The 13,249-nt window shown below is 61.0% G+C and carries 13 protein-coding genes; all 13 read right to left on the bottom strand.

Annotated elements, in window-relative coordinates; genetic code table 11:
- Positions 1-3: 3 nt before the first annotated feature.
- Positions 4-2,403, bottom strand: a complete 2,400-nt coding sequence (locus tag SMC3_RS08260; protein ID WP_126850816.1) for a phosphoadenosine phosphosulfate reductase family protein — start codon at positions 2,401-2,403, stop codon at positions 4-6.
- Positions 2,404-2,589: 186 nt separating this feature from the next.
- Positions 2,590-4,464, bottom strand: a complete 1,875-nt coding sequence (locus SMC3_RS08265; protein ID WP_119090035.1) for a DUF2075 domain-containing protein — start codon at positions 4,462-4,464, stop codon at positions 2,590-2,592.
- A gap of 27 nt (positions 4,465-4,491) precedes the next feature.
- Positions 4,492-5,325 carry a hypothetical protein gene (locus SMC3_RS08270; protein ID WP_119090036.1) on the bottom strand — a complete coding sequence of 278 codons (834 nt, stop codon included), beginning with the start codon at positions 5,323-5,325 and terminating at the stop codon, positions 4,492-4,494.
- A complete protein-coding gene (locus tag SMC3_RS08275; RefSeq protein ID WP_119090037.1) occupies positions 5,322-6,224 on the bottom strand; it encodes a tetratricopeptide repeat protein in 903 nt (300 codons plus the stop codon). The genes SMC3_RS08270 and SMC3_RS08275 overlap by 4 nt, the downstream gene beginning before the upstream one ends.
- Positions 6,225-6,306: 82 nt before the next feature.
- Positions 6,307-7,356, bottom strand: a complete 1,050-nt coding sequence (locus SMC3_RS08280; RefSeq protein WP_119090038.1) for a hypothetical protein — start codon at positions 7,354-7,356, stop codon at positions 6,307-6,309.
- 41 nt (positions 7,357-7,397) lie between these two features.
- Positions 7,398-7,814 (bottom strand): hypothetical protein, encoded by a 417-nt coding sequence (locus SMC3_RS08285; RefSeq protein WP_119090039.1) that lies wholly within the window; start codon positions 7,812-7,814, stop codon positions 7,398-7,400.
- Positions 7,804-8,703 (bottom strand): hypothetical protein, encoded by a 900-nt coding sequence (locus SMC3_RS08290; protein WP_119090040.1) that lies wholly within the window; start codon positions 8,701-8,703, stop codon positions 7,804-7,806. The genes SMC3_RS08285 and SMC3_RS08290 overlap by 11 nt, the downstream gene beginning before the upstream one ends.
- A gap of 458 nt (positions 8,704-9,161) precedes the next feature.
- Positions 9,162-10,388, bottom strand: a complete 1,227-nt coding sequence (locus tag SMC3_RS08300; protein WP_119090042.1) for a hypothetical protein — start codon at positions 10,386-10,388, stop codon at positions 9,162-9,164.
- 87 nt (positions 10,389-10,475) lie between these two features.
- On the bottom strand, positions 10,476-11,111 hold the full coding sequence (locus SMC3_RS08305; RefSeq protein ID WP_119090043.1) for a hypothetical protein: 636 nt from the start codon (positions 11,109-11,111) through the stop codon (positions 10,476-10,478).
- Positions 11,108-11,494, bottom strand: a complete 387-nt coding sequence (locus tag SMC3_RS08310) for a hypothetical protein (protein ID WP_119090044.1) — start codon at positions 11,492-11,494, stop codon at positions 11,108-11,110. Before SMC3_RS08310 ends, SMC3_RS08305 begins: the two co-directional genes overlap by 4 nt.
- Positions 11,494-11,874: a hypothetical protein gene (locus SMC3_RS08315; protein WP_119090045.1), complete on the bottom strand. Its 381-nt coding sequence runs from the start codon at positions 11,872-11,874 to the stop codon at positions 11,494-11,496. Before SMC3_RS08315 ends, SMC3_RS08310 begins: the two co-directional genes overlap by 1 nt.
- Entirely contained in the window at positions 11,871-12,653 is a 783-nt protein-coding gene (locus tag SMC3_RS08320; RefSeq protein ID WP_119090046.1) for a hypothetical protein, read from the bottom strand. Before SMC3_RS08320 ends, SMC3_RS08315 begins: the two co-directional genes overlap by 4 nt.
- Positions 12,650-13,135, bottom strand: coding sequence for a hypothetical protein (locus tag SMC3_RS08325; RefSeq protein ID WP_119090047.1), 486 nt, complete (start codon positions 13,133-13,135; stop codon positions 12,650-12,652). The genes SMC3_RS08320 and SMC3_RS08325 overlap by 4 nt, the downstream gene beginning before the upstream one ends.
- Positions 13,136-13,249 lie beyond the last annotated feature (114 nt).

Raw genomic sequence — 13,249 nt, forward strand, 5'->3', positions numbered from 1 at the left:
GGTTCATTCCCTCCAGAAACGTTGGAGCGCCAAGATCGCTGAGAGACCGCGCTCAAGGCTAATGTTATCCAATCCACCTAGTAGATCAACATGAGCGTAGCCTGCCGCTGTCGTTGTGCTCAATTCCCTGAGTCGAGCGATAAGAGCCTCGCGTGACAACCCAAACTCCTTCGCAGGTCCACCATTCGCCTCGCCGTTTACCAGCTGAGTTACAGTAAAATCGTAACTTCCGCGTTCTTCAGCATATCGATACAGCGAGTACAAGAGTACTGCGGCAGAAATGCTCGCACCCCCCAGCTTGCGAACCGATGATGAGCGCCCTACCCCATGGGCCACACCCAGCGCGTATACATCTCCCAGCGGTGTTGTCTTCAATAAGTTTAGGAGTGCGGTCAAACCGTTACGAGAACTCCTGTTGTCCCCGCAAGTCGCCGACAGCCGTTGATACAAGTCTGACGTCGTGTAATCACCTAGCGAAACCTCCGTCACGTACCAGCGCACTATCCCGGATCTGTGGGCCAAGTTGATGAAAAGTATGCCCCATACAGCACTTGGTGCGGTCACGTACTTCGACTGACAGAGCGCCCCCAAGTCGGTCAATTGGAATATGCCGCCTTTGGCTACAGACTCAATTAGCCCAGACTCTCTGAACCATACCACAGCCGAATCACGCTGGCGGTTACCCAAGGAGTTAGCCCCGATCCACTCGACACCGTGTATCATTAGTCCATCCAACCATTCGCGCCTTAGCCCAAATGTCTGATAGCGACTGAATCCCGTATATGACTCCATACCTGAACCTCCGAGGGGCCTGATAGATGCTTGACTAGTGGAAAGAGACTTCGCCCTGAGACAGCCTTTGTCTACAAAAGTGAGACAGCGCCCGCAATGTTCGCAGCGTGCTTCATCAATGTGAACCAATGGGGATAGGCTCAGTGCCCCTGTCGGACACTGGACCGTGCAGACCCCACACTGCACGCAGTAGGCAGCTTTCGTAAGAGCTTTCTGAATCAGACCCGTGGCCTCGGGTGCACTTGCCACCGCATCAAACGCGATCCTGCCGCCGGATGCATCAACCGACTCCCACTGTGAGAAATTGATCGATTCGGCTCTTGCTGCGATGGTTCCGCGACGAACACCATCATGCCAATCGCTGACAGAAAGAACTCCTACTGCCTTGAGCCACTCCAGAACCTCATTCTTAGAGCACCCCTTGATCGTAGCTCTTAGCTGCCCAGAACCCATTGTGAAGTCCACGCGTGATCCTTCACTGTCAATCCCTACTCCGCCACCTCGCTTCTTCCAATCCCCATTGTTGAGATACATATCCATATCCGATTCTTGGGCTCCCTGCGTGGTGGCATAAGCCTCAAGAATTCTGCGATAGCCAGCAAGGACCTTGGGGTAAGCTTGCGCGATCACGCGCTCTGTCCCCGGACTGCTGAAAGGGCAAACAGCGCACCCAACACGAGCAAGACCGTCGCGGTATCCTTGGTTCACAATGAGAGCCCTCCGAAAGATGTGTAGGTAGACCTCGGTGCTGCTCCATAGCTGTATAACGCTCGCATTTATTTGCGTAAGACTCTTGCCGCCCGCCGTGATTCGTGCATAGGCACTCCGCCTCTGACTCTCATCTGACCTGACTCCATCAAACAGAAGAACTCTGGCCTGCGTTCCATCGCCCTTGAGCTGCTGGAGAAGCCGCACGACGGGAGCCGATTTGTAGACAGAGCAGCACCATCTATGCATGCGACTGGGAGGGCCGAATTTGGACCACAGTTCGAGGGCCGGCGTCTCATGGCGTGCCGTGAGGAACTGAAGTTCAGGGAAACGCATCCTGTACTCCTCTCGTACCCGCTCAACAGTCTCAAGCGTGCAAGGAAGCTCCATTGTCGTGTCAGTGAAAATGACCATGTACTGATCCGGGTGGAGCGCACGGCTGACAATGTCGAGGATGACCTGGGAGTCCTTGCCCCCCGAAAAAGCAACGACTGTGTAGTCGACACGCTTGCGAAAGCGGCGATACGTCTTGAGGACAAACTCCATGGCTTCGTTCTCAAGTGTCTCGAGGGTTGCCGAATTGCGTTCGAGCGTTGAGGCCACATCGATCGGCGCAAGCTTCAGCTTCCTCTTGCCAAGAAACTCTAGTGTCGGTGCACTGGTCATCCCGCCTCCATGCACATCAAGGACCGGATCACCTCGGTAGTAGTAGCGACGCTCTATTGCCCACAGCAGGGGTTCCTTTGACCTAGGGTACTTCCAGGTCTTCGACAGCCCTAGCAGATCGAGCTCCTCCCAGAACACGGGGCGTGGCGCACCCACGACAACGTCGGCCATGCCGGTCGGGAACGCTGGCGCGAGCAATACACCACCTGTCTCTCGGTCCCATCGAACACTGTTCAATTCAGACCCCTTCCTTCAGACGGTTGCCGCTGCAACAAGACAAGATACACCTCAAAATCACTGCCAACACTGGTTGAGGAAACGCTGTTTTGTTAGTATACATCGGCAACGCGCCTGTTCAAGTACACGAAGTGAGTGGGAGGCACCGCAGGGGCATGCAAGAGCTGGGCCGACCTCACTCGGAGCTTACTCCATCCTTGACCTGACGTAGTCCGCAGTCTCCTTGTCCTGGAAAAAGACGTAGCAGCCCTTGAGGCCGCGGGTCAGTAGCACGCGGTACGTGTTCTTGAGTAGGTCAAGCAGCTTGCCTTTGGACCGCTTCACGACTCTGTCGTAGCAGGAGTCGGGCTGTGCTGTCCAGTCTTGCTGGGCAAAACGGTAGACCAGGTCCTTGCCGAAGATGACGCCGACATAGTCGAACTCAAATCCCTGCGCCGTGTAGACACAACCGACTTGGTCGATGCCGCTTGGTTCGTATGCCCAGAGATTCGACGACGGCACGCCAGCAGGAAGGCGAGCGGTCTCTGGACGCGCGTTCCACGGCCGGCTGTACCCGTAGTCATCGATGTCCACGTCCTTCACGAGGGAGCCGTGTCCATCAAGCTCGCGCGACCACGGCCAGCAGAATCCGGCAGTCATGCGCCCGGTGTGGCCCTCCGCCACCTTCGCACGGATGGCATCTTCAACCTTCTGTGGAGTGTCCATGATCTGGAAGTCAAAAGCATCCTCGTGGGACCATAGGGTGTTGGCAGTCCGCTTGACGCGCAGGGTATTCTCGACCCAGGCCACAAATGCCTCAGAGCCCGCGCACCGGAACTGAGCCTCAAGGTCATAGTCATGACACTCAATGCCTTGCTCACGGGCACGCTGGAGGATGAGGTCCGAGGAACCAATCTCGTCTGGACGAACCACCTGATCATCATCGATGAAGAAGACACCCACCCGTGCCGCGTGCAGCAGTTCATCGATCTGAGGCTGGTCCGTCCTGCGTGCCCTCGGCGTGTAGAGGCTGTTGCTGTTCTTCCGTATGCGGTGGGCCTCATCGCAGATCAAGACATCGATAAGGTTTGGCTCGGCGTCCATGTAGCTGTTGAAGTACTTGAATAGCGCACTTCCACGACGGCCGATGATCTCGCGGAGCGTCGTCGTGAAGGACCTGGAACCAGTCGCGTACTCTGTCCCGATTCCCGCTTTGGCAAGGTCGGCCATCAGGTTGAGTGCTATCACGGACTTACCCGTCCCGGGTCCACCGCGAACGACGATGACGGTCTTGTGTTGCTGTCCTACCGTCTGCTGCGCTACCGCCATGACCTTGTCAAAGACGACGCGCTGTTCATCGAGCAGGATGTACTGAGGCACACCCTTGATCATGGCGCTGACGTGGTCCAACAACTTCTTGCTGGGACGATACGTTCCGGCGTCGACGTGCTTCATGACCTCTGCCCCTTGCCCGGTCGAGAGCCTCTTCCGAAGGTACTCCTCGAGATGCGTCGACGTGACTTCTGTGAAGGCGGGCGCCTGCTTGAGGATGTCGGCGAACTTGGGCTCAAAGATGGTGTCATTCTTGCGTGGCCGATAGTTGTGCAGGTAGGCGCAGGATCCCAGCCGGACCGAGGGATTGCCGTAGAAGGCGGTGTCCGTGTCCTCCAAGTAGTTCTGATATTGTAGGACCTGCATGGAGGGGTGTAGCACCTCGCGCTTGGTGCCGCCGACCCATGTCACCACCTCATTTGCACAGTCCGAAGCCTCGCAGGATTCCCATTGCTTCAGCTCGACGATGACCGCATTGTCCCGCCGGTCATCATCCTTGCCCATGACCATGCAGTCGATGCGGCGCGAGGTCAGGGGCAGCTGGTACTCAATGGCCACAGCATGATCCTCGAGCCCTGCGTCCTCGAAAACACCAGCCAGTGCGGTGATGGAGTTCTCCCACGCACCGACTTCCTCGTCCGATGGTTTGTATCCGTAGTAGCCGAAGTAGGACTGTTTCAGCTGCCCCGCAATACTGCGACGGGCCACATCGTCAAACAGTTGCAGCGTGCTGCCAGCGTAGAGCCTCACTGAGTCCCTCCTCGTGCTCGACGGATACTACGTCCTTGGCGAGCCGCTCAGGTACGAAGCCGGCACGTCCTCGAATGCCTGCCAGTCGAACCAGTCACTGATGCCGAGCATGGCTGCCCACTCGTTGGACTCCCGCACGTCACCCTCGAACCCCGTGTCCGGTTCCTCCAGAACAGCTGCCAGCCGTTTGCCCAGCACTACAATGGTAGAGTCCGTGTAGTCACGGACGAGGTTCCGGCCAAGCATGATGCCGACAGAGCGGAGATACGCGTAGTTGACGGCGTTGCTTCCTTCATACACCATGTGCGGCGTATCTCGTTTGACGTTGGACGCCAGCCCCGCAACCGACATCTGGACCTGTAATGCAATCGATTTCGCCTGGTTAGGCCTGACGCCCGGATACTCCCGGTAGAGCCATGACTCGATGCGGTAGTCGACGTTCAGGTTCACGACCTGGTTCACCATCCCCTGATGCCAGATAGTCAGCATCTCGCGAGCTTGCTGCTCGTCCATGGTGTCGAGGGTCACGCAGGGGTCCGCTGCTAGGATCCGAAAGACACGGTCGATGTGTTTCGACTTCGTGACCGGGGCCAGCCGCCTGTCGGGAGGGGTGGCATAGATCCTCTGGACATGCCCGCATTCGTGCGCGATGAGATGAGGCAGAAGCACCGGGTCGGCCTCGCGGAAGCGGATGACGTGCGCCGGCATGGAGGACCTGGCGATCCTCACGCTCGCTAGAACCGGCAGATGTTCGTCCTCGACGAACTCAATCGGCTTGCCCGTCAGGTCCTCGGTCTGCTCAAGGACGGCGATGACGTCGCCCTCAAGCCCGGTCAACTGCTGCAGCTCCTTCAGCGTCATGCCCTGGGCTCCTTGCGCCATGCACAGGCGACGTCGTACTCGGACGACAGGTCGAAGCCGATGTCCTGCTCCAGGGCGACCCTCTTCATGCCCACGTAGAGGAAGCAGACGAGCTGAAGTCCACTGAACCTGCCAGCCATGGAGTCCAAGCTGTACTTCCTCTCTGCATCTTGGGGATCGAGCCCGTGGCGGCCGAGGAGGGCGATCTCACAGACGACGGCTTGCACAGCCTCGTCGGTCATGGCGTCGAACCTGGTGAGGGCCTCGTAGCAGAACTGCACGGCGTCCATGCGGAGCCCGCTGCTCTTGAACGACTCCTCGGCTATCTCGCGCAATTGGTTGCGTGCCATCTCGGCGTAGCTGGCATCGGCGAGGGCGGCGCACCTCTGGAATGATTTTGTTGCCTCCATGGGTCGACCAAGAGTCCGATACACCAGGCCGAGTCCGTAGACGGTCGGCGGGTCATCATGCAGGATCGCGTCAACGCGAAGCAGTTCCTTCAGGGCCTGCGGAAGCCTCTTGGTGGCAGCATGAACGCTCGCCAGGTTCCGCAGGGCATATGGGTTGCCGGGTTCGATCGCGACCGCCTGGACAAGATGCGCCTCGGCATCGGCCATCTGTCCCAGCTTCGCCTCCGCCAGGCCGAGTGCCACGTACGTGTTGGCTTCACTCGGGTCGAGCTCGAGACACTTGAGCAGGGTCTTGCGTGCGGCCTCGTAGCTGCCTGCCTCGTTGTAGCAGAGCCCGAGGTTGTACAGCGCCAGCGGGTCTCGCGGGTCGTCCATCACCAGTTCCTCGAACTGCCGCCGAGCGCTCTCCAGATCGCCTGCCTGCACAGCGGCAAGAGCACGCTCAAGTCTAGGTTGCTGCTCGACATGCTTTTCGCTGTCTGTGCTCATGATGTTAGTATAGGCCCACAAGGTTGATAGCCAACACGACGTGCTTGAACTCTTGTCGTCATCCGTGATGTACCTTCTCTCACTAACCGGTCGGAGCCGGGCCAAAGAACGCCCACCCCTCCGCGCTGTGCCTGATGTCGAATGAATCGCCGGTCCAGTCCTTGCCCGTAAGCGTCACCGACAAGGCCCGCGCACGCTGGGCTGCAGCGAAGTAGAGGTTTGGCAGCAGTCCCGGCTTGTGCATGAAGTTCGGGAAGAACGTCGAGAAGCAGAGGAGGCCCTCTCGGTAGAAGTACGAGCCGAACCCGTAGCCCAAGGGCTTGCCGGCGAGTTCTGTCGCATTCATGAGGAGCGCGAATCCGGCTCCCTCAGCGTCACTTGACTTTGACACGGGAAAGGATTGTGTCACGCGGAGTCCGTTGCCATATGCAGGGTGTGGCCTGTCCGCTGTTGCCTCACACAGGGACGAGAGATCTCCATAGGGGAACTCAACTGTGAAACCCGTTTGATCACCCGTGGCCAGCAGGGACGGCGCGCGCTGCATGTACTGTCCGACCACATCTTCGAACTCCTCGCCTGTCCATGTGCCAGGCTCTTGGCCGTGCGGGATGATGACCGATCTGCCAATGTTGGCCATCTCATCCGGAGTTGTCCTCATCCCGTTTATGGGATGCCCGCTTGTCGCCTCTGATGCCCGGGCACCCGAGTAGTTCACAAACGCTGCTGCCATCCCCGCTGCTTCGCCAATCTGAAGCACGGCAGCAACGCTCATGAGCAGCTGGAGCCATTCCCGAGTGTCTTCATGCACTATGGCAAGGGAACACAAGTCCAGGCGGCGCATACTTGCGTCGTAGACAAGCCCGGACATGCTGTACATCCCGCCCTTGACGACTTCATTGATGAACACGGCCGCACTATCGGTCAAGTCGAGATCGCGCAGGACCTCTGTCCGTATGGCGAGGCAAGATCCCGAAACACCATCGGGCCCCCTTACTTCGCCTGTGACCTCGATGGTCTGGGCATGCTGGTACGGCCACCAGGTGAAGCCCCGTTCGGTCCGCACCGACCACTGTTCGTCAACCTGCAGCTGATTCTTGTAGAGCCACTCGACAATCTGTTCACCTGCACTCATGGAAACCTCCCTCTCTGCAGAATCTACTTGCGTGAGCAGGCCTAGTTGTTCCAGAGGTCGCGCGCGTCGTCATGCGATAGCTGAGCCAGAGGAGCTCTCGGCGGTTCATCTTTGACCAGATGATGCCGTGGTGCACGATCCGTTTCGATGGGATTCGGCTTCCAAAGCCCGCGACTCTGTAGCGAAGCGATAGAGGCACTCCGTTTCTTCAGCCTAGCGGGCAGTCCGCCTTTGTTCTTGGCTATACTAGGGTCCACATGACGCCTTGTTCCGGCTTGCTTCTGCTCCCTCTGATCGAGCGCTCGCTGTTCGTCCAGTTCGGCACGCGCCCGAGACAGCGCCTCGCGAGCCGCCCTCTCGCAGTTCGTAGCAGCTTGAACGGCTCTGGAAGACAACTCCAGCGCCCGGAGTGCTTCGTCAACGTTCTCACGAAGCCGGTCCATCTGCCTATTGCTCATTGTGCACCCCCTTGGCCTTCTTGTCCCCTCTCCACGTGCAATCATGAGCATACCACCACTTCAGGAACCGCTGGAGAGACTCGAACGAGATGAGCACGCTGCCGTAGACGATGCCCGCCTCCAGCCTGCCCTCTCGCCGCGCACGACGCTGGGCCGTGGCAGAGATGAGATAGAGCCGCACCACTTCACTGCCCCAGATGAAGCGCTCGCCCAGGAACTCCACCCACGTCCCTCCCCACTTTCCGGACAGCTTCGGCGCCTCGCCGGGCGAAAGCTTCCGGGAGCACCCTGCGGCATGCACTGCCGCACGCAGGCTGGGGATGGGCGGGCGGGGCCTCCCCGAGAGCCAGCACCGGAGCGCCTCCTCGGTCGTGTACAGACGCCGGTCCCAGGAGACCGCTGCCAGCCGGGCGTCCATCAGCCTGTACTTCCACCCCGTCCATGAGAACCAGTCCAGCATCGCCTTCAGGGCGTACGCGTCGTACAGCGCGACTCCGTCCACGACCAGGACATGGCGGTTGGCCCGGAGCCGCGCCCAGTCGGCGGCCTTGCAGTACTCCCCGTACTGTGACTGGAGGGTCTTGGCGGTCTCGCCATACATCGAGACAGCGCCACGGACAACGTGCTCGCAGATGGTATTGCGGCAGGTGGCTGAGCAGGACGTCACGTCGTACAGCGCGGCGCGCAGGTCGGGCATATCCATGTGAAGCTGTTCGGCCAGGCGCGGGAGCCAGAGCGCACGGCCCTCGGGATCTGCCTGCCAGGCCACGCTGGGTGCCTGCCCCGGAGCAGGCGGAGCGTAGTGGTGCTGGCCGATGAATGCCAGCAGGGGGTTCCGCAGGGTCTCCCCTGCGTCGACACGCAGTTCTTCCTGTTCTCTCGTTTCCATGGCTGCCTCCCTCGTGGTCGCCGCGTTGCCAAGATGCCCGGGGGTGAACGCAAACGACCTCGCGCTCACGCCCGAGGTCGACAGATGCTCGATGTCCCGGCGCTTTAGCACATTTGTATCGCGGAGCAAGTAAGCCTTACCTAAATTGCCGCGGTTCTTGCGAACACCTATATGATAATCGGTTGCGATGCGTTGTCAAGCATTTTGCACGTGCTGTACGCCGCTCCAGGACACGTTTTCAGGCCTTCTGGAACGCAGTCTGCAAGCTGCCTGAGCAGGTGCAGGCGAAAGTCCCCGGATTGCAGTGAAACAGCGCTGTGCCAGGTCCTCCGACACCCTGCCGGGGGAGCCAGCAGACGGGTCGTTCGCAGCCGGCCTCCCCTTCATCGCCTCGCAACCCATGAACGCCTCTTGCCGGGTTCATTGCACACTCGCCTCCTGTGGTGAAATGCTGCGGCTCAGTGACCGTCTCCATCCGCATGATTGCCCGTCTGAGCGCACTTCACCCACTCCCTGCCCGGGATCCACGTCTTCCCGTCGCATACCTGCACCTGCTGCTTGCAGGACTCGAGGACATGAACTCCATCCGCACGATGCTCGACGGGATAGATGAGCCCGGCGATCGAGTAGTCGGTCTCGTCCGAGCCATCGTGCGAAACCATCCCCTCCATCTGGGTAAGGGCGCGGCCGCCGACGTCCAAGGCATCCCCTACCATCCGGGCCAGCCGAAGCATCTGTTCGTCGTCCAATGGTGTGGCGCTCATCGTGTCTGCGGGCAGGGCGACCCCATATTGCTCCGCTTGCTCCCGGTCCTCGTCCAGTGATTCCGTGTGCCTGTCCCGAAGGCTGTCTGAGTTCGCAGGCACGAGCTGTCCGTCAATGACCTGCAGACGCCACGGGAACGCATCTTCGGGTTTCTCGAAATAGGAGTATGCCTCGATGAGGGCTTCGTTGAGGTGCTGCACGAAGGCAGGCGATTTCAGGAGCTTTGCAGGGAACACGGTGACCCTCTGCCCGACGCAGGCGTGTTCGTCGACCCAGCCGTACAGCCCCGACACGGGACTTGCGTCACCGATGTAGTCGACTCGATCCGGATACGGCTCGCCGATCCATTCGTCGAGAGGTGTCGACATCTCGCCGTCCCGCACGGTGTCCAGTATCCTGCAGGGCAGTTCCTCAAACTCGGTCCTGCTGTTGCGCCGCACGGCAGTGGCCACCGAACGCACAAACACCTCGTCATCGCCCTTGCCACAAAGGTCGATCGAGGTATTGAACTCCATCCCGACTCCCAGAATGCGGGTTCCCGGGACCGAGAGCGCGGTGAAGAGCCACAGCCACGACAGGAGTTCGGATTCGTCCACGAATCGGCAGTCCCCCGTTGTATTGAAACGGCCCTCGCCATCCAGCGGAAGCCCGGCGGAGTCCCCGACATCGCTCCAGTCAATCTGCCTGGCCTCCCAGAAGTATTCAGGATCCACCCCCTCCAGGCGCTGGTGCATCAGGCTCTCGATGCCCGCCCGGATGTCATCCCCCTTGTCCCGGCTCAGCTTCCACAAGCTCTGCAGTATCTCCTGCCAGGAAGTCTGCCAGACAAGACGGTCGTCATTGTCAAGGTCGTCCACGCACTGGCTAAGGAGCTCGCCTGCGCCAGGCAGCAGGTTCAGTCCATCAATGTGTACAATCATCCCAACCTCCTGTCCAAGTGATTGATAGTAGCACCAAATGTTGCCGTTGGCGCGACCTTCAGAAACGACTACTCCCTGCGCCGCTTCCTAGAAGTCGTCCCCGATGCACGGCGGCGAGCAGATCTCCTCGATTCCGGCCTCCGTCAGCCGCTCCTTGGCGGCGTCCAGCTTCATAAGCCGCATCAGGGCAGCACCGTCTCCCCACGTGTGCCAGTTCTCCCTGATGCAGCGGAAGACCCATGCGACCTCGTCGGCCTTCGAGGACTGGTACACGGCGCTCCCCTCGCGTGCGGCCGATTGCCGGACGGCTGACTCCAGGGCAACGCCTTCCTCCTTGGACCAGGCACGCGGTCCCGTCATCATCTGCATGCCTCTGCCCTCCTGAATTGCCAGCAATAATCCAAGGCTCATGTGCCCGTAGTCGGCCATCGGCGCCTCGAGTAGCAGGCTGGCGAGTTTCTCGGGTTGGTTGAACAGCGCCATACACGAGGCGTCGAACCTGGAGGGCTCGAAATCCAGGAGGGCCTGCAGCAGCTCCTTGGAGCGGGGAGCATCGCAGAGCGGCGTCACGTGGCGGTCCGGCTTCGCCCCGTACATCGAGACCACGAGGAAGTTGCCGTCGTCGTCGCGCGCCCAGCAGAATACTGTCATCATCGTGATCCCGCGGGCCAGCAGGGACAGGCAGGCGTTCAGACTCGGGACCTGCTGTTCAAGATTGCTCATAGCTCTCCCTCGACCTTCAGTTCCGGGGCCGGCCTCGTTTCCACCCTCGACCACAGCCTGCCCCAGTCGGGCGGCGGAGCCGTCCTGTGGACGAGGGCGATGTCCGCGGAGTCCGTCAGCTCCTCGGCCAGCAGGATGCGCGTCCCGCTGCACCGGGGGCACCAGTGGTTGCCGTGGTCGACCCACAAGCCGCGCCCGCCGCAGTCCGGGCACCAGATCCACTCCCATGGCGCCAACTCGCTCCGGAACTGCCCCATGTGGTTCAGCCAGTGCATGACGGCCATGCCTTCCCAGTGCCCGGAGCTCCGCATCTGCTCCAGCTTGGTCCGCCAGTGGATGAAACTGTTGATCATCTGGTCGGGCGGTTCCCGTTCGACGCGCATCACGCCTCCCCCGGCGGCTGTCCGTCCTCTTCCCGGAACTCGACCGTCCTGTGAGCGAGAGCGATCTCGTCCGGGCCCGTCAGCTCGGCCACGAGCAGGATGGCCGTCCCGCTGCATCGGTCGCACCAGTGGTTCCCGTCCTCCTCCACCCAGGTTCCCCGCCCGCCGCACTCGGGGCACGGAATCCGCTCTGACGGCGCCAGCTGGTCGCGGCAGTTCGCCATGTCCGTGTACAGGTGTTGGAACTCGAACAGGTTGGCCCGCCCGGTGCTGAGCCACTTCTCCCGGAACTGCTCCATGTGCGTCCGCGCGAGGACGAACCAGTACATGGGGGTCATCGGCCGGAGCCGCCGCTCCCAGCCCTGCAAATCGCGGCTCACGGGAGCCTCTCGGGGAGCACGTCCATCGGAGCGTCCGGTCTTCCCGGCTCTCGGGAGCATGGACGCCGGCCCGTTGGGGCCTGCTCGAGTTGAGCGGACTCCTGCTGCTCGCACGCCAGCAGGATCCCGGTCCCATAGCACCGGTGACACCAGCGTTGCCTTCCGTCCTCCATCCAGAGGCCGCGCTCATGGCACTCGGGGCACGGGATCCAGGCTGCAGGCGCCAGCTTCCTGCGGCAGGGCATCATTTGCCTGATCGCGTACACGGTGCCCATCGTCACGCGGCCTCCACCCTCCAGATCGGACTTCATCCATGCGCGCCAGCGGACGAAGCCGTCGATGGGGGAGTCGCGCTCAAACTGCTGCTCCCTGCCCAGGAGCTGCACGCCGAACGCGTGCTCCCGTTCGTGGAGGTGCCTCAGCCTGCAGAGCAGCGAGAACCAGGCGCGCGGAGAGGATGCCTCCCCGGCAGGGTAGCGCTGCTCGCACGTGAGAAGGATCCCCGTCCCGCTGCACGCGCCGCAGTACCGGTGGGGTTCCTCACCGAACAACCAAGCGCCGCCGCCGCGCCCGCCACAGTCCGGACACCAGAACCACTCTCCGGGTGACAGCTCGTCACGATATGCCATCACCCTGCCATACGCGTGCAGGAGATCAGGGACGTACCCGTGGCCCGAAAGCAGGACTTCCTCCATCCGCGCCCGCCAGTAGACCAGCTCCTCGGTTTCGTACCTATGCTCCAGGTGGCCTTCCCAGCCGGTCGTCTTGACGCCGCTCATGGATGTCTCCGCCGAGATTCCCCGGAGGAGATGGTCCCATCGGTTCCAGGGGGGACCTGCAGCTGGAACAGGGTGCAGCCGTTCCCAGTCACTGTGGAGGAAATGATGTCGGGAGGGGTGTCCGGTCCGACGGTGGGTTCGGCGGCGGAATGTCCTTCCCGTACGCCTTCCTGGAACCGGCGCTGGAGTGCGGGGAAGCTCTCGATCAGGAGGGTGCGCTCTGCCTCGAAGGCTCCGTGCTCCCGCACCTGATGGTAGCAGGACGACTTCCACACTGCATAGCCCAGGAACCGGAGCTTGCGCAGGAACGCAACGTATTGTTTCTCCTGCGGCAGTCCGGCGATCGCGTCGTCTGGCAGGCAGAACGCGAGGTCCACAGACGATGGACTCCCCGTCCGCCTGATGTTGTCGAAGACACGGTCCAGCACTCTCGACTGGGCCTCGGCGTACGCCATTATGGCGCTCTTCAGCTTGTTCTCCATGCTTCCCTCCTTGCGGCGCATCGTGCGCCACACAATGAAACAACCCCGTGCAAGCGCATGGGGTCGACGCGGGAACAAGCTGTCCCGGCGCTTTAGCACATTTGTAACGCGGAG

Source organism: Candidatus Cryosericum hinesii (assembly GCF_003570985.1).
GTDB classification, from domain to species: Bacteria; Caldisericota; Caldisericia; order Cryosericales; family Cryosericaceae; genus Cryosericum; species Cryosericum hinesii.